Source organism: Chitinophaga niastensis (genome assembly GCF_003014755.1).
Taxonomy (GTDB): domain Bacteria; phylum Bacteroidota; class Bacteroidia; order Chitinophagales; family Chitinophagaceae; genus Chitinophaga; species Chitinophaga niastensis.
In genome coordinates this window covers 454,146-480,935 of the sequence record NZ_PYAW01000005.1, presented here as the reverse complement: position 1 = coordinate 480,935, position 26,790 = coordinate 454,146, and the positions used below count along the sequence as shown (strand labels likewise).

5 protein-coding genes are annotated in these 26,790 nt (G+C 40.6%); 2 read left to right on the top strand and 3 right to left on the bottom strand.

What is annotated here, in order from left to right; translation table 11 throughout:
• Positions 1-18: 18 nt before the first annotated feature.
• The 3 genes from CLV51_RS29815 to CLV51_RS22875 form a co-directional block, all read right to left on the bottom strand.
• Positions 19-19,584 (bottom strand): hybrid non-ribosomal peptide synthetase/type I polyketide synthase, encoded by a 19,566-nt coding sequence (locus CLV51_RS29815; RefSeq protein WP_106530408.1) that lies wholly within the window; start codon positions 19,582-19,584, stop codon positions 19-21.
• A 451-nt stretch (positions 19,585-20,035) separates the two neighbouring features.
• Positions 20,036-21,058 (bottom strand): TauD/TfdA family dioxygenase, encoded by a 1,023-nt coding sequence (locus CLV51_RS22880; RefSeq protein ID WP_106530407.1) that lies wholly within the window; start codon positions 21,056-21,058, stop codon positions 20,036-20,038.
• Positions 21,059-22,299: 1,241 nt separating this feature from the next.
• Positions 22,300-22,824: a hypothetical protein gene (locus CLV51_RS22875; RefSeq protein ID WP_106530406.1), complete on the bottom strand. Its 525-nt coding sequence runs from the start codon at positions 22,822-22,824 to the stop codon at positions 22,300-22,302.
• Positions 22,825-23,680: 856 nt separating this feature from the next.
• Between CLV51_RS22875 and CLV51_RS22865 the strand changes: the two genes are divergently transcribed.
• On the top strand, positions 23,681-25,798 hold the full coding sequence (locus CLV51_RS22865) for a hypothetical protein (protein WP_146151357.1): 2,118 nt from the start codon (positions 23,681-23,683) through the stop codon (positions 25,796-25,798).
• A complete protein-coding gene (locus CLV51_RS22860) occupies positions 25,795-26,724 on the top strand; it encodes a nucleotidyltransferase family protein (protein ID WP_106530403.1) in 930 nt (309 codons plus the stop codon). The genes CLV51_RS22865 and CLV51_RS22860 overlap by 4 nt, the downstream gene beginning before the upstream one ends.
• The last annotated feature ends 66 nt before the right edge of the window (positions 26,725-26,790 follow it).

Below are 26,790 nucleotides of genomic sequence, written 5' to 3'. Positions count from 1 at the left end.
AGAAAAAAGGTAGCAGATCTATAATTCAAATGCGTCTTTATCAACAGACATAAAATCATCCTTGCGGACCTCCATATATCTGGCTAATGACTCAATATTATTTAACTGAAAAACAGCACTAACAGGCACTTCTACCTGAAATAACTCATACAGTTCCGAAACTAAACGCATGGCAAGCAGCGAATGCCCGCCTAATTCAAAAAAGTTATCACAGATACCTACCTGCTGTATTCCTAACAATTTTTGCCAGATGGAGACAAGCATATGTTCCGTTTCGCTGCGTGGCGGGGTGTATGTATCAGTTAATGATACGGGTGTAAATAACTCAAGCAATTGCTGTTTATCAATCTTTCCGTTTATGGTCAGCGGAATCCTGTCCAGTTCTATCAGCTGGGACGGGATCATATATTCAGGAAGTCGCTCTTTCAGATAAAAAAGTATCTGCGCCCTGCTAAAATTTCCTTCCGGCACTATATAACCCACCAGTTGCTGACGTGTACTGTTCCCCATATCATCCTGCGGAATTGTTTTGATCAGTACAACTGCCTGCTTTATCAATTCGCATTGCTGCATTACATATTCTATTTCACCCGGTTCAATGCGGAATCCATTTAATTTTACCTGATCATCTTTTCTACCCATAAAAACTATATTTCCGTCAGGCAGCCAGCATCCAATGTCTCCGGTGCGGAACATACGTATATCTTCAACGGTATTAAACGGATCTCTGATAAACTTCTCCGCATTTAGTTCAGCACGGTTCAGATAACCGCGTGCTACTCCTGTACCAGCTACGCAGATCTCTCCGGTAATGCCAACCGGGCATAATTGCAGCGCATCATTCAGTATATATATCTTCAGATTTTGCAATGCTTTTCCAACAGGAACATTCGTTGCATCAGGAATGCCGTACATAAAATAATGGCAGATATCATCAGACGCTTCAGTAGGTCCATAAGCATTCACTACAGGTATAGACCCAAAGTTTTTATGTTTAAACCATTTTTCCAGCAAGTGCTTGCTCACTGGTTCTCCGGTAACCAGCAGGTATTGCACGCTCTTAAATGTTACGCTTGTTTTTTCCTGCAACAATACGTCCAGGTAAGAGGGAACCAATTCCAGTATAGTTATTTTATCGTCATCTATTGCCCTGATTAATCCGGACGGGTAGGCAATCAGGTCATCCGCATAAATAACAGTACGTCCTCCGCACAATAAAGCTGCAAAAAGCTGCCATACAGAAATATCAAACGTATATGCAGCTGTGCAGGCTAAAATGGTATCCTGGTTTATTTTCAGGTCGTTCATCTTTGCCAGTAAATGATTCAGCATTCCCCGGTGTTCTATCATTACACCTTTGGGTTGCCCGGTTGATCCCGAAGTGTAGATCAGATAGGCCAAACTGTTGGGGGTAGTGCGTGTTTCCAATGATACGGCAGGTTGCCTGGCAATTATTTCCCAATCTGCATCCATCAAAACAATTTCATACCCATGCAGTGGCAATTGCTGCTTTCCATAACTGCTGCTTATAATAAGACCAGCATTACAATCTTCCAGCAAATAACTTATCCGTTTTGCAGGTAATCCCATATCTATCGGAACATAGGCTGCACCGGATTTCATAATACCCAGGATGGCTATAATCAATAAGGGAGAACGTTCTATACATACCGGAACAAAAGTTTCTGGCGCAATGTTTTTACTGATCAGATAACTGGCCAGCTGTTCTGCATGTTCATTTAATTCTCTATAGCTGAGTGTTTCCTTCTCAAACACCACCGCCACAGCATCTGGTGTAAGTGCTACCTGCTCACTGAATAAATGAAGGAATGTTTTACCGGCTATGTGGTCATTGTCTGTAGCGGTATCATTAAAGGTTACCAACAACTGATGCTCTTCTTCCGGGGTAAGCATGGATAGTGCTTTTACCTGTGCACCGGGTGTTGCCACTACTGCTTTCAGTAATTGTTCATAATGCCGCATCATCCGGTCGATCGTTTTTGCATGAAACAGATCAACACAATACACCATTTCTCCATACAAACCATTCGCCTCTTCCTGCATCGTAACGGTTAAGTCGAACTGTGTAGTTTGCTGTTCGATATCTATAGCTGACACCTCTACATCCTTTAAGGCAGGCGCTACAACCTGTGGCGTATTACGCAACTCAAACATCATCTGAAAAACAGGGTTCCGGCTCAGATCACGGCTCCTCACTATTGCTTCCACTATTTTTTCAAAAGGTACTTCCTGATGGTCGTAAGCATCTAATGTAGTTTGCTTAACCTGCCGTAATAAGGAAATAAAGGAAAGGCCTTCTTTCACATCACTGCGCAGTGCCAATGTGTTTACAAAAAACCCTATCAGCTCCGTTACTTCCTGGTAAATACGCCCCGCTATAGGACTGCCTACACAGATATCATCCTGTCCGCTATACCGGTATAGTAATATCTTAAAAACTGTCAGCAATGTCATAAATAAGGTAGTGCCCTGCTGATTGGAAAGCTGCCGGAGTTTATTCAGCAATTCCAGGTCAAGCCGGAAGGCACTCTTTGCACCGCGGGTACTCTGTATACCGGGGCGCGGATAATCAGTGGGTAATTGCAAAGTGGCTACCCCTTTTAGTTTACCTCTCCAATACTCCAGCTTATTATCCAAGGTAGTTCCTGATAAATCAGCTCTTTGCCATATAGCGTAATCTGCATACTGAATTGGCAAAGAAGGCAGGATGATGTCTGTGTTATCAACATATGCATTGTACAATGCTGCCAACTCTTTGAGAATAATATCAGCAGACCAGCCATCACAGGCAATATGATGCAATGTTAATTCCAGTAAATATTCTTCTTCGCCAAGTACTACCAGGTACGCACGCAACGGATGATCCTCTGTTAAATCAAAAGGAGCAGCCATTAACTGGTTAATATAGGATTGCAGTACCAGTGTATCCTTTCTGTACAAGGGAGCATCCGTTACTGTTAACTGCCAGCTGTCTTTATCGAGTATGCGCTGATATGGAATTCCGTCTTCATGAGCAATTACCGTACGTAGCACCTCATGGCGGTTCACAAGTGCCTTCAATGCATTATGCAGACATGCCGTGTTAAGTTTGCCTTTTAATTTCAGTACTGCGGATATATGATACTGAACACTTCCTTCCAGCCGGTCAATAAACCATAAACGTTCCTGGCTATACGATAACGGGATACGTTCAGGTCTCGGCATTATGTTAATAACCGGAACAGCTGTTCCTTTTTGCTGCTCTTCTATAAACGCGGCCAATCCGGCTATTGTAGGATATAGAAATAAATTTTTTACAGACACCTCTGTCTGGAACGCTTTACGCAGGAAAAACGTCAACCGCATAGCCAGCAGGGAATGACCTCCCAGTTCGAAAAAATTATCATGTATTCCTACTTTCCCAACATTCAGTAATTGTTGCCAGTTATTTACCAGTATCAATTCTGTTTCATTGCGGGCAGCCACATAGGTTTCACCTGATAACGCTGTTGTTCCCGGATCAGGCAGGGCATGTTTATCAATTTTTCCGTTGGCCAGCAGCGGAAAAACTTTTACCTCTACCAACACGGAGGGTATCATATATTCCGGTAACCGTTCTTTCAGATAAAAGAGAATAGCATTTTTGTCAAATACACCCGCAGGTATTATGTAACCAATCAACTGATCAGCATTATTACTGACAGTTACCACTGCCTGTTTCACACCGGTACATGCGTTCAGCACACGTTCTGTTTCACCTGGTTCAACACGATATCCCCGGATCTTTACCTGTTCATCCATTCTACCGATAAAAACAATATTTCCATCCGGTAAATATTTCACCCTGTCGCCGGTACGGTAAAACCTTGTTTCACCGGTAATCAAATAGGGGTCAGCAATAAACCTGCTTTCTGTAAGCACTTCGTTGTTATAATATCCCAGTGCCACACCATCTCCTCCTACATATAACTCACCTGGTATACCAACAGGGCATAATTGATTATACGGGCTTAATACATAGATACGTGTATTTGAAAAGGGTTTTCCGATAGGAATATTATAATGATAAACTGTGTGTTCGTTCACGATGTGCAGCAATTTTCCAATAGTCGTTTCCGTAGGTCCGTAGTGATTTACTATCATACAGGCAGCTCCGGATAACCGGATACTGTCTGCTACAGCTGTATCCAGGGCCTCTCCACCGAAAATGAGCAATTTTTCGGGTAATAATAATCTTCCTGACGCGGATAATGCTTTCCAGTGAGATGGAACAATTTTAATACAATCAATAGATTGCCTGGAAAAATAATCAAGCAGCAAGTTGCCATCACTGACGGTTGTCAGTGAAAAGAGATGCAAGCTGGCTCCCGTTAACAGTGCACTGTATACTACCGTATTACCCAAATCCGTAGCAATACTTGATAACAATGCAAAGGAGCGGCAATCTTCTACCGGAACCTTTTCTTTCAGGCCAAAAAAGTAATCCACCAGGTTGCGGTGAGTAACCATCACACCTTTGGGAGTACCGGTACTACCGGACGTGTATATGATGTAGGCAGTTTGATCGGGGGCCGGGGCTTGTACCGGCAATAGCTGCGTTTCCTTTCTGATCTTTTCATTATCTCTGTCCAGACAGATAATATCCAATGTAACAGGCAGCTGATGGCGGCAAGCATCACTACTGATGATTACAGCGGCCGCGGTATCTGATAGTATATAATTAATACGGTCTGCCGGATAATCGGCATCTATTGGCACATATACCGCTCCTGCCTTTAAGATGCCCAGTATCGCGGTTATCATATGTACTGATCTTTCCACACAAATCGGAACCAGGGTTCCGGCTTTTACACCCTGCTTAAATAAATAAGCAGCCAGGCAATCAGCCTGCCGGTTCAACTCCCTGTACGTAAGCGAACAGGATTCAAATACTAAGGCCACAGCATCCGGAGAACTTGCTGCCTGTGATTCAAATAAATCCACTACAGTTTTACCCTCCGGATAGGTAGCAATACTTTGACTAAAATCAGTGAGTAATTGTTTTTCTTCAACATCCGTCAACATGGATAAAGTTCCTACCTGTTGTTCCGGATTTCTTACAATTGATTGCAGCAATTGTACAAAATGCCCTGCCATTCGCTCTATAGTGGTTGCACTGAACAGATCATTGCGGTAGGCCACTGATATCTGCAGCCTGTCAGCTTCTTCAACAACTGAAAAAGACATATCAAACCTGGAGGCGGTATGATCAAATATTTCTCCGGACAGTACAATGTCACCCAAACGTATTTCCGGTATTTCCGGAACATTATGCATCACAAATAATACCTGGAACAAAGGGTTACGGCTGATTTCCCGTTCATTTACCACCGCTTCCACTACCATTTCAAAAGGTACTTCCTGGTGTTCATAGGCACTTAAACTCACTTCCTTTACCTGGTGCAAAAATGTTAAAAAAGAAGGATTATCACTCAGGTCGCTGCGCAAAGCCAATGTATTAACAAAAAATCCGATCAACGCTTCGGCTTCCTGCAAACGGGCGCCTGTAGAACATCCCACACAAATATCTGTCTGCCCGGTATAGCGGTATAACAATACCTTAAAAGCAGCCAGTAACGTCATAAATAAGGTAGTTCCCTGTTGCAGGTATAGTTCTTTCAGCTGATGGGTTAATGTTTTATCCAGATAAAAAGAATATCCCGCGCCATTTGATTTTTGTAAAACAGGTCGTACATAATCTGTAGGTAATTTCAATACCGGTACTCCGGATAATTTTTCTTTCCAGTAATTGATCTTATGCTCCAGTAAAGATTTAGACAAATACTTTCGCTGCCATATTGCATAATCTGCGTATTGGAGATTCAATGGCGCCAGTACCGGAGACCGTTCCTTCGTAAATGCATCATAAAACTCCACTAGTTCGCGGATAATAATACCTGCTGACCAATCATCGAATGCAATATGATGCAGTGTGATTACCAGCACATGCTCTTCTTCTCCTATTACCATCAAGTGCGCGCGCAACATATGATCTGCCGTCAGATCGAAAGGAATATCAATTAATGCCTTTATATAATGCTGCAGCGCTTCCGGATCTGTTTTACAGGTAGCATCATCTATTATGGTCAGCTGCCACTGATCTTTGTCTTCAACACATTGCCAGGCCATGTCTTTTTCTGCAGACTGGCGGATCACTGTTCTCAACACCTCATGTCTGTTAATGACAGCCTGCAATGCAAAAGCCAGTGCATCTTTATTCAGCTTACCTTTCAACCTTAATACCGCAGGCAGGTGATATTGTACACTGCCTTCCATCTGATGGATAAACCACAAACGCTCCTGGCTATACGAAAGTGGTATAAAGTCTGGCCGGGGCATCACCTCCAATGCCGGAAGCGCTTTATTCCCGCCGCTCGACAGCAGCTGTGCTGCTAATCCGGAGATAGTGGGGAATTGAAATAATGATTTTATGGATACTTCTTTGTGTAACGTTGTACGGATTCCTGCCATTAAACGAATGGCCTTTAATGAGTGGCCGCCAAGCCTGAAAAAATTATCGTGTATCCCTATCCGTTGTACGCCAAGTAATTGCTGCCACAAACTGCCAAGTATTTCTTCTGTTGTGTTTCGCGGCGCCACATAAGCATTCGCTGGTAAAACAACGGTTTCCGGCGCAGGCAGTATATTACGATTGATTTTTCCGTTTGCAGTCAGCGGTAGCTTGTCAAGCACTATCCAGTCATCAGGAATCATGTAAACCGGTAAACGTTGTCTCAGATATGCTATTATGCTTTCTCTGTCAAAAGCGCCGGCCGGAACTATATAAGCTGCCAGACGCTGGTCATTATCTGCAGCACTCCAGGCTATTACAGCTACTTCACTTATTAACCCACTTTCCTGTAATACACGCTCTATTTCACCCAGCTCCACCCGGTAGCCGCGTATTTTCACCTGATCATCTATCCTTCCCAGGTATTCAATATTTCCATCCGGCAACCATTTACCCAGATCGCCCGTGCAATACATCCGTACGGATTTATCCGCAGAAAATGGGTCCGTCACAAATTTTTCTGCTGTAAGCGCCGCATGCTGAAGATACCCTCTTGCTACACCTATTCCTGATACATATATCTCTCCTTTTACACCTACCGGACACAATTGTAAAGAAGGGCCCAATATGTAAACCTTAAGGTTTTGTATTGGCGTGCCCACCGGAACATTTGCGTACACAGGCGTTTCGTGCATCACATAATGGCAAATATCATCCGAGGCTTCCGTTGGCCCATATGCGTTGACAACAGGTATAGTACCAAAAATGCGGTGACTGAACCATTGCTTTAACAATTGCTTACTGACTGCTTCCCCGGTAACTAGAAGATACTGCAAGCTGAAGGTGATTGCACCAGAAAATTCCTGTAGCAGGGAAGCCAGATAAGATGGCACCAATTCCAGTATAGTAATCTTATCGCGGCTGACTGATTCCATTAATGCAGCAGGATGAAAAATAAGGTCCTCTTTGTAAATGACAGTTTTTCCACCACCTATTAAAGCCGCAAACATTTGCCATACCGAAATATCAAAAGTACAGGCAGCTGTAAAAGCTACGACTGATGTTTGATTAATATGCAATGTTTTAACTTTTGCCTGTAAATGATTCAGCATGCCCCGGTGTTCTATCATTACACCCTTGGGCCTGCCGGTTGATCCGGAGGTATAAATCACATAAGCCAGCTGGGAAGGAATAACGGCAGGAATTAACGACGGCAATATCTGCTCAGAAATGGTTTCTTCTTCCGGTTCAATGATACGGATGTTTTCCATTGCCGGCAATTTTTGCCGGTACATACTACTGGTCAACAGCAGCGTTGCCTTACAATCTTCAATTATATGGCCAATTCTTTCAGCAGGAAAATCGGGATCTATGGGTACATAAGCTCCGCCGGCCTTCATAATGGCGAGGATACTTACTATCATATTTATTGACCGTTCCATGCATACAGGAACCAGCGTTTCTGTTGTTACACCTTGCCCGCGAAGGTAATGCGCAAACTGATTGACGCGTTTCACAAGTGCTTCGTAGCTTAATGTGCATTCATCATAAACTAATGCTGTTGCTTCCGGTGTACACAAAGCCTGATTCTCCAGCAGATCTATCAGTGTTTTGTATTGTTGTGCAGGTTCATTTACTGTTGTGTTATTAAATGTTTCCAGTAATTGTTTGCGTTCTGTAGTTGTCAGTAATTCCAGTTCCTTAAAACTTTTAACCTGGTTATTGACAATCTGTAATAATACCTGTTCAAAGTGACCTGCCATCATTTGAACAGTGGATTGTTCCAGTAATTTTATATTGTAGCAGAATGAAATCCTCAGGGCTTTCTCTTCTGTTATGATGATACTTAACGGATAATTATTCTGTTCAAATACCCGGATTTCATCTAATCTTAAACGATGGTCAGGTGAAAGTGCATTGCCAAAAGGAAAATTCTCAAAAACCATTACACTGTCAAAAATATCCCCGGATATTCCCAGCCATTGCCTGATCATATACAACGGGTTATATTGATATTCCCGGCTCTGTAACTGATTTCCCTGAAGTGTCTGCAACCATTCCGTTATAGTAGCCAATTCATCCAACCTTGTATGTAAAGGCAGTCCATTAATAAATAAGCCAACACGTTCTTCCATTCCGGAAAGGGTTTCCGGGCGTCCGGAAACAGTTACGCCAAAAGTAACAGACTGATTACCGGTATAGCGATACAGTAAATAACACCAAATACCCTGCATGAGTGTATTGACTGTAATATGGCGGCTGCGGGCATAATGTGAAATTTTCTTCGTGACAGCTTCATCCATCTCCAAAAATTCTTCTTTATATGTACCGCCTCCTTTTGTACGCTCAGCGGTATTTTCTATAAAAGGCAACAACGTTCCTTCAGTTATATCTCCGAGATATTCCCGCCAGTACAATGCTGCCTTTTCCTTATCCTGTTGCCCTATATAACGAATGTAATCTTCATACAAGTCCTCATCTCCCCATAACGGCTTTTGCCCGCTTACCAGCATCCTGTATATATATTGCAGCTCTTCTACCAGAACCACCAATGACCATCCATCCAAAATAATATGATGATGCGTCCACAGGAAACGGTAACGGCCCTTATCAAGATGTATCAGGCTCAAACGCATTAGTGGCGGATTTGTGAGATCAAACCCTTTAATACGGTCTGCTGCTTCATATGCCGCTAATGCCTGCTGTTGCACATCTTTCTCCATATGAGAAAAATCGGCCACAGGAAGCTCCAGGGGCACATTGCTGTGCACACACTGAACCGGGACATTAAAGCTATCCGGGTAAAAACCACTTCTTAAAATACTATGTCGCTGCAAAAGATAATGCCAGCATTCCTCAAAGATATTTATCTGCAGCTGTTCAAATTCACAGGAAAACTGGTTGATATAATCCGCTGTCTGCAGGTCATATACAGCATGAAACAACATTCCTTCCTGTAAACCACTTAATGGATACATGCTGGTTATCCGGCCATGTGCTGCCTTTCTCTCATAAACACCTGTCAGAAAATCATGGAGCCTGTTATCATTCAGTTCTTCTTCCAGGCCATAACAATCCGGAGGGAGGAAATTGGCGGATGATAACGTAATATTATTGTGTATTTCAACCGGGGCTTCCTCTTCAGGCGAAAGCAGAAAAGATAATTTTTCGATTGTCTGATACTTAAACAGGCTCCCGGGGCGTAGCTCATACCCTGCCTTTCTCAGGCGGCTTACCACCTGTATGGCAACTATAGAGTCTCCTCCAAGTTCAAAAAAATTATCACGTATACCCACTTTTTCTACGCCCAATAGCTGCGCCCAAAGGATGGCCAACATCTGTTCTGCTTCATTACGGGGAGCAACATAAATATTTGCGGACAATAGACCTGTATTGGGATCAGGTAATTGTTTCTTATCAATTTTACCATTGGCTGTTAATGGTAATTTATCCAATGCAACAAGTGATACCGGGACCATATACTCCGGCAACCTTTCTATCAGATATGACATGATACGTTCCCTGTCAAAAGTGCCAACCGGTACCACATATCCTACCAGGTAGCTATGATTGCTCTCAGACTGCTCACCTGGTGTTGCTGTTAATACAAAAGCCTGGCTTACCAGCTCACATTGCCGTAGTACCTGTGTTACTTCACCTAATTCTATGCGATGACCACGGATCTTTACCTGATCATCTATCCGGCCCAGGTATTCAATATTTCCATCCGGCAACCATCTGCCCAGGTCACCTGTTCTGTACATTTTTTCTCCTGCTCCGGAGGTAAAAGGATTGTGAACAAATCTTTCCGCAGTTAAATCCGGACGATGGAGATAACCACGGGACAGCCCTGCGCCACTTACATATAATTCACCTGTTACACCAACAGGAACCAAATTGCGATAGGGGTCCAATACATATATGGATAAAGTAGGAATAGCTCTTCCAATTATACTCCGGGCATTTTGCTGACCAGCATTTATTGGTTGATACGTGACATGTACTGTTGTTTCGGTAATCCCATACATATTCACCAGCTTACAATCTGGGTAGTTATCCAGCCATGGCTGCAGCTTACCGGGATCAAGTGCTTCCCCTCCAAAGATCACATATCGTACCGGTACAGACCTTATGTGTGCTGTCAGATAATCCTGCAATACATAAAAAGCAGACGGTGTCTGGTTAAGTATCGTTACACTTTTAGCTACCAACAACTTACCGAACAATGTTGCATCCTGAGCAATATGCTTCGGCACTATTACCAGCCGTCCGCCATAAAACAATGCGCCATACATTTCCCATACCGAAAAATCAAAACAAAAAGAATGAAAGAGTGTCCATACATCACGGTCGTTAAAATCATAATAGGGCATCTCTGTTTCAAATAACCGGACAACATTTCTATGTTCTATCATCACACCTTTAGGACTTCCGGTAGAACCTGAAGTATAAATAATATAAGCGAGTTGCTCAGGCGCCACTACTATATCCGGTGCTATTCCGGGAAAGCTGCCGATTATATCTGTGTCATCATCCAGATAAATAACATCAATTTGCTGTGTCAATGCCGTAAAACAATGTCTGCAGGAATTACTGCTTAACACAAAAGCTGCCGATGTATCTTCCAATATATACCTGATCCGTGCCGACGGATAATCAGGGTCAATAGGAACATATGCGCCACCTGCTTTTAATATACCTAAGATACCCACTATCATTTCCGGTGAACGCTGCAGGCAAACCGGGATCAACATTTCTGCTTTAACGCCTTTGCTGCACAGGTACTGTGCCAGTTGATCCGAGCGATCATCCAGGGTTTTATAAGTCATTAATCCTCCTTCAAAATCCAGCGCTGTAGCATCTGGTGTGCGGGCTGCCTGTTCCCTGAATAAATCAATAATTGTTTTATCCGCAGGATAATTAACTGCACCGTTGTTAAATGATTCCAGCAATTGTTTTTCTTCCTCTTCTGTGAGAATTGACAGGCTGTGTATCGGTATTTCCGGTGATTTTACCACCGTGTATAATAACTGTTTTAACAGGGAGATCCATCGGCTTATCGTTTCAGCGCTATACAGGTCTGTACTGTATTCTATTTCTCCGTAAAGATCATCCGGCCCTTCTTCTATTAAAAGCGTAATATCGAACAGGGAAGTATTACGCTTTGTTTTTTCCAGTGATAACGTTGCTTCTCCGAGATGCAGCTCGCTCATATCGGGCGTATGTTGCCATACAAACATTACCTGGAACAGTGGATGATGGTCTGGTGTACGATCAGTGATTACTTCACTCACTACTTTTTCAAAAGGTGCTTCTTCGTATTCATAAGCTGTGAGTGCAGTAGTTTTTACCTGTTGCAGAAAAGTTGCAAATGAAGGATGATTGCTCAAATTGCTGCGCAGGACCACCGTATTTACAAAAAAACCTATCATATCTTCCACCGCCTCTTTTGACCGGCCTGATACAGGGCTGCCCACACAGATGTCTTCCTGCCCGCTGAGGCGATACAATAATACCTTGAAAACAGCCAGGAGTGTCATATACAGTGTGGTCCCCTGCTGCTGGCTTAATTGCCTTAACTGTACTGTTAATGATCTATCAATATGGAAACTGATCAATTTTCCCTCTCTGCTTTTATTTGCAGGTAACGGATAATCTGCCGGTAAATTCAGTGATACTGCCCCCTGCAGTTGATGCTTCCAGTATGTCAGGTGTTTATCCCGTAATGCTCCGGTAAAAAAGGAGCGCTGCTGGATGGCATAATCCGTGTAGGACATACCCACCGGCAACAGCCGGTGGGGGCGGTTTTCCAGACGAGCCGAATACAATTCAGTAAGCTCTCTGAAAAAAATGTGAGATGACCAGTCGTCAAATGCAATATGATGAAATACTAAAATCAGTATATGTTCATCAGGAGATAACTTCAATAACCGGGATTTTAACATATAATCCCGGGAAAGGTCAAAAGGTATCTGACTGAAGGCAAGTACGTATTCCTGTAACGCAGCAGGATTGTCTTTAAATGCTTCCTGCCCGGTGACAGGCAACTCCCATTGACCGGCATCCAGCACATGCTGACAGGCGCTATTATCCTGCTCATCCGATTGCCGTATAACAGTCCTTAATGCTTCATGCCTATGCACGATCTCCTTCAGGGCAAAAGTCAGTGCATTATGGTCCAGCTTTCCCTTTAGTTTCAGCACTGCGGGGACATGATAATGTACGCTCCCTTCCAGTTGATCGATAAGCCAAAGGCTTTCCTGGCTAAATGAAAGGGGTATACGAAAACCGGTTGTTGTTGTTGTTTTATCATCGGATTGGGTTGCCAAAAAACCGGCATGCTGTAAATCCCTGATACTATTTTTAACAGCACTCAGCATAAAATCAATATCCTCATCTGTATGTGCAACAGATAAAAAACAGGTTCTTCCTTCCCATATATATACTCCTTTTTCCAGCAGATGATAAAAGAATATATCCATATTAACTGTACTGGAAAAATGGAAGAGAGAGCCGAAATGATGCACCTCCATCGGTACATTATTTTTCAGGAAGAAGTCAGCAATATCATTTACCAGGCGTGCTGTACGTATATTCAGTTGCTCCTGTAGTGCAGGTCCTCGTTCAGCCAGTTCTGTGAGCAGCGCCAGTGCTGCGGCCATGCTTAAAGGATGTTTGCAAAATGTACCGGCAAAATAAGTCGTTTCTACTTTGGGATATGATCCATCGCCGTATTGCCAGTTCCCGCCATCCAATGCATCCATATACTGGCGCTTGCCTGCTACAATTCCTATGGGTAATCCGCCACCGGCTATTTTTCCATAAGTAACCAGATCTGCCTTAATGCCAAAATATGCTTGTGCCCCGCCGGGATGAATACGGAAACCTGTAATCATCTCGTCAAAGATCATTACAATATTTTCTGAGGCGGTCATGGCGCGTAATTCTTTCAGCATGGCAACAGGCTGGTAGCCGGGATTCCTGCTTTGCACAGGTTCTACTACTACTGCTGCGAGTTCCGGGGCAAAAGCCCTTATTTGTTCTACTACCTGCGGATGCGTATAATCAAATATCAATACATCTGCTACCATATTTTCCAATACACCGGAAGTAAGCGGTATGCTCCTGTGATCTGCTTCAATATCTTCTATTGTAGCCAGCGTACCGTCAAAATGCCCATGATAGGCCCCTATAAAAATGGCGATCTTCTTTCTTTTTGTCACTGCACGTGCGATCCTCACCGCTGTCATTACCGCTTCTGTTCCTGAATTATGAAAACTTACCCTATCCATACCAGTGAGCGCAGCAATCCTGGAAGCAACTTCACCGGTCAAAGGAGACATTGGCCCTAATTGAAATCCTGTGTGCAACTGACGCTGTACTGCTGAAACGACTACTTCCGGCCGATGTCCCAGCAGGTTTACTCCAAATCCCATGGCAAGATCTATATACTCATTACCATCTACGTCTGTTACTTTAGAACCAAAAGAAGAGGCCACCTGGATAGGATAATGCATTTCTTTAGTGGAAAAACGGAATCCCATAGCTACCCGGTTATCAGCCAATACCGGCCGGTATTGTTGCGTGAGCGCTTTCGATGTTTTCGTTTTCAGATTATATCTGCTGATAAAAGCATCCAGATACTCCTGTTGTGCGGCTGTAAAATCTGTTTGTCCCGACCGTGTATCTATTTTCGGGAAAATTGTTTTGTGGTTCTTCCGTAATACCGGCGTTCCATTACTTTGCGGTTCCTGCAAAGGCTGTTTGTTCAAGGTTACCGGAGAAATATCAGCATTCCCTCCGGATAAAGGTTGATCAGGAACTCTTTTTATAACCTGTCCTTTCGATAATAATTGCAACTGTTGTGACATAAGGTCATATTGATAACGACCCTGTTGCTCAATAATGTCCAGTTGACGCTGTACTATGGAAGAATAATCAGCAACTGATGCTATTGTACCTGTCTCCCTGACTACTGATGCAGCCGGTTCCTCCCGGGGGGCCTTCAGCGCAGCCGGTACTTTAATATCAGAAACATGCACGCGCTGTTTCGCAATATAGTCCGCCATACGATCGAGCGTATTAATATCTTCAAACAATTGTTTGATGGTAAAATTCAATGCATATCTTTTCTCAATCCGTCGTACTGCATTTGTCAATACCAGGGAATCAGCTCCGAGTTCAAGAAAACGCTGATGTATATTAATTTCAGTGGGGGGAATTTTTAACAAACTTCCAAAAATAGCGGCAAGCGCTCCAAGTATTTCTGTACGGTCCTCTCCGTTTACAGTGATTCCATTTGTTAAATCCGGGGGGGTATTGTTGATTTTCATATAAGGTTGCATTGTTTCATCCGCTGTTATCCAATAACGTTGACGAGTAAACGGATAAGTTGGTAAAGGAACTTTCCTGTAACTGTACATGTCATAGAAACTATTCCAGTTTATTTGTATTCCTTTTATGTATAGTAACATAATGCTTTCGAGCATTGTACTCCACGATGATCGCCCGAAACGCATATTTGGAATCAGATCCCCTTCATCATACAGAGAGGTTGCCTGTATGATGGATAAGAGGTTTGGTTGCGGGCCTAATTCCATCAGTAACGCACCCCCCATTTGTTTTATGGCTTGCATACTTTTAAAGAACTGAACAGGTTGTACAATCTGATCACACCAATAAGTTGGCCAGTCCACTTCTCCGGAAAGCGGTTTTCCGGTTACATTGGATATGAGATGCAATGCAGGTGGATTGTATCGGACACTGTCTGCCACTTCCCTGAATTCCTGTAATATAGGTTCCATAAGGGGCGAATGGGAAGCATGGGCTATCAATAACTCTTTGGCATCTATTCCGGATAGAGACAAAGATTGCAATACCGTATTCACTGCTTTTTTCTGTCCGGATATTACTGTCTGTCCGGGAGCATTAATAGCTGCAACAGACAAACTTTTCCCATATGGTGCGATAGCTGCAGCAACAACTTCCTCAGAGGCAAAAACAGTAGCCATTCCGCCTGGCTCTTTAACAGCCTGCATCAAACGTGCTCTTTCCGTTACTATTTTCAAGCCGTCTTCCAGGCTAAATACACCGGCTGTATAGGCTGCAGCATATTCTCCTACGCTATGTCCAGCAACTATTGAAGGAAAAATATTCCATGATTTCCATACTTCTGCCAAAGCACAGGAAACAGCATATATGGCTGGCTGGAAATAGGTCATCTGTAATAATAACCTGCTGGCTTCCTCTTTTTCTTTTTCATATAACAATGCTGTTAAAGAAAATCCCCAGCATTTTTCCAGGAAAATACTACACCGGTCTATTACTTCTTTAAAGATGACATTGTTCTCATACAGCTCCTTCCCCATATTCCAATACTGCGCACCTCCTCCTGTAAATAACCAAACCAGTTTCCCCTGTTGCTCACCCGATACTCCATATTGCATTCCTTTCTGCTCTGCCCCCGTTAAAAATGTCTGCAAATATTTCCTGGCTTCCTGTACAGAGGCCGCCTCAAAAGCTAACCGGTGTTTAAATATTTCACGCGTAAAGACCGTACTGCCAGATATATCAGGTAATGAGGCAGTTGTATTTTCCAACAAAGCAATATAGTTATCAGCGAGTTGTTGTAATGCTTCAGAAGTTTTTGCAGAAAGCAATATGGGGTAAGAAGGATAAGCAGGCAGCTGTTTGTTTACTTCAATTTTATCTGTTGTTCCGGCTGCTTCTTCCAATATCATATGCACATTCGTCCCACTCAGGCCAAAAGCGCTTACACCTGCACACCTCTTACCTGATACAGGCTCCCAGGGAGTTAACCGATCAACCACTTTCAGCGTCATATCTTTCCATGGAATGAATTTGTTGGGAGTATGGAAATGAAGATTGGCAGGTATTTTTTTATGCTGCAGGCAGAGCACTGTTTTTATCAGTCCTGCAATACCCGCGGCAGCTTCGAGGTGACCAATATTCGTTTTGACTGCGCCTATCATTAAAGGTTGGCTGGCCGGACGGGAACTGCCATATACATTATTCAATGCCTGTACTTCCACCGGATCACCCAGGCGTGTACCGGTTCCATGTGTTTCAATATATTGTATAGCATCAGGTGAAACACCGGCATATTTTAATGCCTTTTCCAGGAGCTGCTGCTGTGCAGAGCCATTGGGCGCAGTAAGTCCGTTACTTAACCCATCATGATTTACTGCTGATCCACGGATAACAGCAAGAATATTATCTCCGTCAGCCAATGCATCACGCAAACGCTTTAATACCACTATACCACAGCCTTCCCCTCTCACATATCCATCCGCACTATCATCAAATGTTTTGCAAAACCCGGATGATGAAAGTGCTTTCATCCTGTGTAATTTAATGGTAGCTTCAGGAGACAGCATCAGGTTTACACCACCGGCCAGCGCCAGAGAACATTCCTTATGCAACAGGCTTTGGCAAGCCTGATGCACGCTAAGCAATGAAGAAGAGCAGGCAGTATCCAACTGCATTACCGGACCATGAAAATCCAATACATACGCAATTCTACCCGCAGCAATACTTCTTTCCAGTCCCAGGGTACTGAATGCATCTTCGAAATATTCAGCTGACATATTTTTCCGGATAATCTGCGCATAATCATCTGTTCCCATCCCGATAAAAACACCACTATCACTACCTCTTAATTTTGATGGTCTTATACCCGCGTGTTCGAGTGCTTCCCACGATACTTCCAGCAACAAGCGTTGTTGAGGATCCATACCTGCCGCTTCCTTCGGCGAGATTCCAAAAAACAACGGATCAAACTGATCTACATCTGTAATGACGCCGGCTTGCCGGATATATACATTATCCGGTGCATCAGTATCCCTATCAAACTGAGCATCAGGCCCCCAACGATCTTTGGGTATAACAGAGACGCCACTACGCTCTTCCATTAGTAAATCCCAGAAATGACCAGGGTTGCTAACGCCTCCCGGAAAGCGGCATCCCATACCAATTATGGCGATCCTGTTATCAGAAGAATCATTGTAATAGTGAGGGTGCTCATTTTTTATACCCGGGGTAACAACAATACCTGAAAGATGCTTTGTCAGGGCCGGAATAGTAGGGAAATTATAAATTACTGTATTATCTACCACCACCTGCAACCAGGTTTGCAGATCTGCTGCTAATGCAACGGCTAACATGGAAGTTACGCCGTACCCTGCAAAAGTTTTATCCTGATCTAATTCCTCTTTTGTAGTACCCGTCCTGTTCTGCAACCATTGCCTTAACCAATCGCGCAATGTGCTGTTTTCATCCACGGGATAGCCCGTTACTTCCGTTATCTGTTGGATCATCCCTTCATAAACACCATTCTGGTACTCAGCTGCCAGTAAATAGCGCTTCACTTTTCCACTGGTTGTTTTAGGGATCTTCTTTACAGGGATAACCTGTTTTATTTCCAGCCCCATGTTGATGGCTGCATACTTTTTTACAGCAGCAATTACCGGAAGGAATGATGTTACCGAAGATTTATGTACCACAAAAACCACCACACACTCTGAGCCTGTTTTCTCATCGGGGACACCACATGCAGCTACTTTACCGGCAGCTTTCCCTTCTATCCCTTCTATCTTTTCAAGCATCTCTTCAATATCATGCGGAAATACATTTACTCCGTTCACAAAAATGATATCTTTCACTCTGCCTGTTACATACAGACAATCTTTCCATATAAATCCTGTATCGCCGGTATTTAACCAGCCATCTTGCCTGATGACAGCAGCAGTAGCCACCGTATTGTTGTAATATCCTTTTGTAACCGCATCTCCCTTAATCCATATAATTCCGAGTCTTCCGCTCTCTAATGATTGTCCGTTTTTATTGGCAATTTTTATGCTCACTCCTGAAATTGGCATACCCAGGTTTACAACTTCCATACTATCCGCGGTATCACCTGTATTTTCCGGATCATCTTTTATTACACGCTGTCCTGTTACCAGTGCTTTCCGTGGAATAAAGATGCTGCTGAAAGGCACATGCACACCTGGAAAAGTTACTTCAAGCGTTGCTTCCGCCAATCCATAACCGGCACACATGGCATGGGGATGAAGGCCGGAATTTTCCAGTGACTGCATAAAGTCACGACAGATTGTTGCCGATACCGGCTCCGCACCATTCAGGATGATACGCACGGAAGAAAGATCCCAATCTTTTCCTTTTTCCGCTGTAAAATGATTGAGAAAATATTTATACCCGAAATTGGGAGAACAGATAATGGTTGCCTTGTGCTCAGAAGCTTTTTGCATCCATAACAAAGGATTTCTAATGAACAGATCCGCAGGCATCAGACATTGAACAGCGCCCACTATCATCGGATATAAATGAAATCCGATCAGGCCCATATCATGTGTAAGCGGCATCCAGCTTAGATAACAATCCTGACGAGAAGATTTATGTGCGTCAGCAGCGGCACGTATATTTGTTATAAGATTCCGATGTGTTAATGTAACTCCTTTGGGATCACCTGTAGATCCTGATGAAAACTGAATAAATGCGATGGTATCCGGCGTCGCCTCCTTCACGCTACCTTTAATCCCTGCTACCGGCATATCTTCAAAGAACAGTATCTTATCAAAATATTTACCGTTAATTTCAGCATTGTCATGTTCCAGCTTACGAAGCTTCTCATAATTAGCCTGGTTGGTAAACAAATAGGGATGTTTCAGGTAAGGCTGTATATTGGAGAGTTTTCTGGCGTTTTCTCCGTGAAAAGAAAGTGTAAGTGGCACCGGTATAATACCACCTAAAATACATGCCCAAAAAAGCTGTATGAATGTTTTATTATCATCCAGCTGAAACACTATCTCATGGCCTGCCTGCACGCCGTTCGCCTGCAGGTATCCTAACCACACCAACGCATTATCATGGAGTGATTGATAAGAAAGAAATGATGTTGTATTTCCGGATAAAATGAAGTTGATTCCTGTATCATGGTTATGTTTAATACTAAAAAACATTTCCACCAGTGTTTGTGGGACGAACTTGTTTTCCATAAGAACAGATAATTTAGATGGACAAGGGGTATCAATAGGCAAAGCGGATCAGCAAGGCAATGCTGTCGCTGCAGTAAGCAACAAAGCTTACTATCAGATAAGGTAAACCAATAAATTTCCGGGCGGTTCAATCACTTGCTTAAGTGATGCAGATATTAAATGGGCTACGGATCAATAAGCAAAATAAAAAAAAAGCAGCAAGTGATTTACCCGTTTTCAGTGTTGTTAGTCAGTAATAAACGGCGTTTCCTGTCAAGTTGGTTTTTCATTATAAGTATGCGTTACAACATATCATTCTTAAAAGTTTTGTTGAAGGACAGGTTTCTCGACATGATAAATTTCAAAAACAAAACCCGGTTAAAATATTTTCCGGGAAATAAAATATTATCATCAGGCCTTTAAATTAAGCTTTAAAATAGCAATCCCACAGCAGCGAATTCAATAATTTATTTCAGCAAATATTTTCAGTATCATACACAGCATTGATAATGGCAGTTGCAATAGTACGTTCCCCGGTATATGGATAACGTCCGTGCGCTGCCAGCATATTATCCAGAAAAATGATATCCCCCTGCTGATAGGGGAATGCCACTATGTTCTTTTCATATGCCTCACGGAGATTATTATACGCAGCAGAAGATATTTCAGATCCATCTCCAAAAAAAGTTTCCGAGGTCAGATATTCCGGAGGGCAATATTCATCATGTGATAATCCCAGTTCTTCATAACGGGAAAAGCGGTGAAAGAAAAGCGCATGGTTAAACCAGCTTTCTTCTCCTGTAACCGGGTGTTGCCATATCGCTTTCTTTACCCATTCAATCACCAGGTTATCTTTATCTATAAACTCAAAATGAATATTATACTGTTTGCAGGTTGCTTCCATTACTTTAATATCGTTTGTCTGGAATACTTCCTGCCAGGGCATTCCAAGATCCGGCAACAGGTTTCGCCTGTATTTCACACCTTTTAACCTGAAAGTTTCCAACAAGCCGGGATCAATGTCTTTTAACACGCGTCTGGAATCTGCAATGGGTGTTTCTCCCCCTGATTCAGGGGGCATAATGCAGCAGAAAACAATTTTTTCTCCCCATATCCTGCTGTATGAAGATTCATTATGCATATTAATCCTGCGGTTGTTTGGATAAATGGTAGATGTATAGATATTTCTTATATTATTATCCAGTTCTTTTCTGGGAGACGAACGGAACATATAAGGTAATGGTTCCGTGTTAAAACACTGCATGAAATTATTAAAATCCTCAACAGTATAGATATTAAACCCTCTGAACAAAATGCCGCCACAACGTCTGAGATCTTCCTCAAATTCTTCCTCATGCATACGCAGCCAGTGTTTCAGATCAACCTCATCATGTGCAGGTTGGATCAACAAAGGCAATATCTGATTATGATTCTTATCAAAAACACTTTTTGTAACCGCATTTTCTTTTACAACAGGTCTTTCTGAATTTTTCATAATTTATAGTTTAAAGCTTAATGGTTTTTACAATAGTGTTGAGCAGAAAGTTTAAAACAGGATTGCATCACATCGCACTACAGAGCGGGATGCATCAATTATTATAAATTCGAATGGAAGATTACGATAGCCTGCCTGGCTATTTTAGTTAATGCAGGAAATTAATTACTGGTATAGGGCCGTAGATAAGATATGGACAGGTTAATATTGATAAATATATTTCCATATAATACTCGCAGATACCGGCAAATAAAAACAAAGCTTCGCTTTCAGTAAACTACAAATGTTACTGGCAGTAAGGAAGTGTATGGAAAAAATGATCATTGTAATAAGCTCAGTTGGTCATTAAACTCATTACATTTTTGCAGCGCTGGAAGAATAATACACTCAACATTTTACGCAGGTATTATGCGGTTTAAATTTTTTCTTGTGACGGGTTATTAAAATCAGTAATAAAAAAATTCCACGAGCAATGAAAACCATGAGGAAGATAAATAGTTTGATCATACAAGACTGGCAATATGTATTTGAACTAGTACAAAGTATCAGTCAGATCAGTATATCCAGTTTGATTATGGTCTGTATTTTTTGAGGAAATCTACTTTTACTGGTAAAGCTGTCGCTGATGCAAGTACAATTTACTTGCAGATTAAGACGGGTATAACGCAAATTATGTTGTTTACCTGTTTTCTAACTCGTAAGGGAAAGGGAAATAATAGAAAAATCAAAAATGAAAAGTATTCAATTTAAGTTTTTCTGGTTATTACTTTAGGTTTCCTGATATTATCTTTAGGCTTTCTATTTAAAAAGATATTAAAAATTGTCTATTAAAAAGGAGCAGCAAATCACTGCATCAAACAAGTATTGGCACGCTTTCAAAAGTACATTTTCAAATCCGAATAACAAAATATTTCTAAAAAAAGAATGATGATTTTATGATGAATGGCGCAAGGCTGTAATGAGTGAAGGTTGGAGCGTGAATGATGGAATTAAAAAAGAATGAAGCAGTTAATATTTAATCCAACCTATAATCTTTACTATATAGAACAAATTTACCTTATCCTAATTTGTATATTAAATGTCAACGCGTAAATTTTTATTTTTTATTTAGCGAATTTGAAACTAAAAATGATAGCTTACATATTGATTTCTAGCATAATTCAGAAAAAGTAATACTACAGGATCTGAATAATTATTTAACTAACTACGCATTAATTTTCAGTAGATTTTGAATGATGCTATTAATAACCGCTATAGTAAATCTTTATATCTACAGGTATCAGAAGAAACTTGGAGATTTTATTGTTTCCCCTTTTTATATCAACACTCAGCATATCTTTCATTTGACTTTCTGACACAGTATCGTTACATTGTTTGGCATAAAAATCATAAACGAAAGGTTGAATAATCTCATAGTCCCGAATAGTTTGAGATTTCGGAAGTATTGTCTTCCAATTTGCATTTTTGTAGAGCGGTAAAGCGTGAGAAAATGCAGATTTTAAAAATTGAGGTAAATCTCTGGAATACTCAACAGAATCAAGAATCTCGTTATTACGCACAAAAAATGTTATTGTTGAGTAAGCGTTACATATTGAATCTACAATATGTCGCACCTCAACTGATTTCTCAACTTGTCGATTAAATTTCCAACTCTCAATATTATCAGTCACTTTGATTTGGCCAATTGTAACTTGACACACCAACATGCTAATGCAAAATAAGCGTACAATCTTACTTGCACTTAGTCCCAGAAATTCCATATTCATGATTAAAATTTATGTTGCCAATAGTATCTTGTTATCCTTGCCTTAAATGTCGACTTCCCCGAATTTCGGCCAGTTAATTTAGAGATAATGAAATGATGACCTCCCCCCGAAAAAATGTAGCGCTGTAAATTGGAAATTTCGGGGCAAATTAATCTAACACGTTGCCAAAATTGGTCTGGATCGAAGGGGAATAACATCTGGGGCATAGCATTTTCATTACGCACACTTTCACTCATACACATTGCTTTTAAAATTATTGGGGCTACTTATCTATTCGAAAATAAATAAAAGTTTAATCATAGCCTCAACCCCTAAAAAATTTGATATAGGTTAACCAGCTTCCCGACTTCGGAGGGAAGCGCAAAAAAAGCAGGTTGTGATACAACCTGACATCTTGCAGCCACCGCAAAGCAGGGGGCGGAAAGACCGGTTGTATCACAACCGAACATCTTGCGGGTTGCGGCGAAGCGGGAAATCTCATGGTTATACACTGACTTTCGAATAAATTCATTAATTATTTACAAATCCCTTATATTTGTCTAAGCTCCATGTGATTCCCTAAAATTTAACCTCATTCTTTATTGAACCGCCAAAAAAATATTTCCTATCTATGATCTATGGACTCATAGATCAATTCAGATTTTCAAATTAAAAGAATAATGGTTTTCCTGCAGAATACAATTTTATTCTATCAAAATATCTCAATAATAGATATGTATACTTAAGCTTGATGTAGCAAAAAATTTGAGGGTGATGGCTATCATACCTCACTTTGGCTTCACATAACCTGTGATGACACTTTTTCCAACAAAGGCTAAAAAATGAAAATATTATTTTCATGCAAAACCCTATATTCATGAATGTAAGCGAATTAGATAGACTTTACAATCTTTATCGTTTTCAAAAGTTGCCTCTAAAAAATAACAAAGTAACTGCGTATGCTTTTACAAGCAGATACTTTGCAAATGCTGATATAGTTATAAATGATCCCTCAATCGAACATACCGTATTAGAAAACTATAAAAAGGAAGTCTCAGCATTAGGCTTCAACATAAACATAAGAGCCTATACCTCACTCGAAGAAGCTGAGAAAAAACTTTTCGAGGGTTTTTTTGATCCAGTCTCTGCCAGTTTAACTGTTAAAAAATCATATGAAGATTATAAGAATAAGATTACAGATGTAATATTTTCTAATTATACATATATCTGTAGCGAATATTATGATGCACAACTTGAAGAATACAAAAATGACAACATTGTAGACAAAATCGTAACTGATTTTTCGGCTGAAGGGCCTGTGTTAGTTGTTTTGGAAGCCGCTGCGGGTTTTGGAAAAACAAGCACTTCTTTTGAAGTACTAAATAAATTAACTAAGAAATTTGAAGGCAACAAAATCCCGCTATTCATTGAATTATCTAGGAATAGACAGGCTCCGATATTCAAATATGTTTTATACGATGAAATAGAAAGAAAGTTTACAGGCATAAGTCTTGAGCTAGTCAGAAAACACATTATTGAAGGGCGGATACCTGTAATAATAGATGGGTTTGATGAACTTTTGAAATCAACTAACAAAGACAAAAAAGGAGAAAAATTTGAAGAAGCGGAGCCAATGTTAGATACCATACGTGAATTATTGCAAATTGATGCTAAAATAATTCTTACCACGAGGAAAACTGCCATATTTGACGGTGACGATTTTCATACCTGGATAGAAAAAAACAGTTCTAGCTTTGAATTCAGAAGATATAGTTTGTCTTCTCCTACGATTAAAGATTGGATTGACCCCACCAGGGAAAAAGCGCTTCAAAGGGCGGGGTTGAATTTAAAAAGTATTTCGAATCCAGTCTTGTTATCATATCTAAGAAATATGAGCGAAAAGGAATTTACAGAATGCTTAAAAAATACAGATCTAGTGATAGAAGGATATATAGAAAAATTGCTAAATCGAGAAAAGGAAAGGCAAGCATTAATTATGGCAAACGACGAGCAAGAAAACATACTTGAGTTAGTTTCCACCCACTTTGTACTTCATGACATCACTTCCGAATCAAAAGATGTATTGGAAAAGTTAATTTTTTCGAACAAGAGAGAGCTGTTATTTTCAATCGTAAAGCGATATCCAGCAAGTGACAACATGACTATTGATAGTTTGACCGCCAAATTAACAATGCATGCATTTTTGGATAGAAAAGGTGAAAGTGAACAAAAAATAGGATTTGTTAATGATTTCATTTTAGGAACATTTGTTGGAAAAAACTTAATCAATGACAAAGATGAATGGATTTGTACTGAGAGATTTGTAGATTTTCTTCTTACAGCTTATACACCACGGAATACCAATACCAAAAACAAAATCTATGACTTAATTAATGACACGCTTTTTGATATTCTCCCTTCGTCCAAAAGAATTTTTATCGATAACTACCTAAAAGGCGGAATTAATCATGATTTGTCCAATGAGTATATAGAAGGTATTGAATTTAGAAACACATTCCATTTCAACAAAATAGTAGAAAACTGTATATTTTTAGATTGTGAATTCTATAACATCGAATTATCATTTGAAACTTTTCGAAAAGTAAATTTCATCAACTGCGCTTTTATTGATTGCAATATTCATATTGGGCAAGTAATTTCTAATGAAATCGATTTTACAAATTGTAAAGCTGATCCCAATTTCTTAATTAACTATTCAGATCAGCGAATTATCACAAATGACAAAGAAGTAGAAATCAATTCATTTGAAAAACATGTCCTTGAAAGATTTTGGCCGGCGGGTAGAGATCGTTTTACTGCCCATAAAAGAGAAGGTACATTGAGGATGGGTGTACCATCGGAAGAAGTTACAAATATTGATTTAGCTATTGATTCCTTAATAAAAAGGGGAATTATAATTAAAGAACGAGGTAAATTCTCTGTTGAATTGAATATCGAACACATTAAAGAAATAAAACAAATTCTAGGAAGATGAAAATAGAAATGGGTCCTACAGAAGAACGGCTAATTCAAAGTTTAGCAAACGACATTTCAGATCTATTAAATAGCACCGGCATTTTTAATAGGGTCTTCCAAAGATTAAAATCTTCAAGCTCAATAGAGAAAAAGATTAACAACAAAAAGAATCAATATGACAACAACAAAAAGAAAATGCAAGACATTTTCGGAATACGTGTTACTGTTTATTTTGCAGACGACGAAGAGCTCGCAATAAATCTCCTGAAAAATAAATATATTGAACTACCAGATGATCATAGTATTGACAAATTTGATGATGATAGATTTGGGCCTACAAGATGCAATATGATATTTAGGCTCCCAAATGTATATTCGGAAAGTTCACAGGTCTTTAATCATACATATATTGACAATACATTTGAGGTACAATTTAGAACAGTATTCTCTGAAGGATGGCATGAAATCGAACACGATCTTCGATATAAGTGCAAAGGAGACTGGGTTGCAGAAAATGGACTGAGTAGACAATTAAATAGGCAATTTGCAGTTTTGCAATCTTGTGATTGGACACTACTAAAAGTATTTGACGAATTAGCTTATAAAAAATATAAAAATTCGGAGTGGTCTTCGTTATTTAGAAATGTCGTACGTATTAGATTTTCCAATACCGATTTCAGTTCTGAAGTAAAGGACTACCTAAATACCAATAGAAAAATGGCCAAGAACCTGCTAAAAATAGATAGAATAAAATTGCTTTCCTCTCTTAGTCAATTAACCCTTAAAATTCAATTTAGTATGGATTTGGTTTTATTTGTTCTAAATCGAATTCACTTTCAGAACGAGGGTATAAAGTCTCTAGAATCAGAAATAGTTAGGCAGATTTTAGACAATTCATTTTCAGATGAGAAGAGAATTTTCGAACAAAAAACGTACATAATGTAGCATACCATTACTGCCTACCTATACATATACTCCCATGTTCCATTTACGAGTCAATACTTTCGTTTA

What these genes read in the sequence shown, in the direction of transcription:
- CLV51_RS22860 (WP_106530403.1), top strand. Translation starts at nt 25,795, where the DNA reads ATGAAAATAGAAATGGGTCCTACAGAAGAACGGCTAATTCAAAGTTTA.
- CLV51_RS22880 (WP_106530407.1), bottom strand. Translation starts at nt 21,058, where the DNA reads ATGAAAAATTCAGAAAGACCTGTTGTAAAAGAAAATGCGGTTACAAAA.
- CLV51_RS29815 (WP_106530408.1), bottom strand. Translation starts at nt 19,584, where the DNA reads ATGGAAAACAAGTTCGTCCCACAAACACTGGTGGAAATGTTTTTTAGT.
- CLV51_RS22875 (WP_106530406.1), bottom strand. Translation starts at nt 22,824, where the DNA reads ATGAATATGGAATTTCTGGGACTAAGTGCAAGTAAGATTGTACGCTTA.
- CLV51_RS22865 (WP_146151357.1), top strand. Translation starts at nt 23,681, where the DNA reads ATGAATGTAAGCGAATTAGATAGACTTTACAATCTTTATCGTTTTCAA.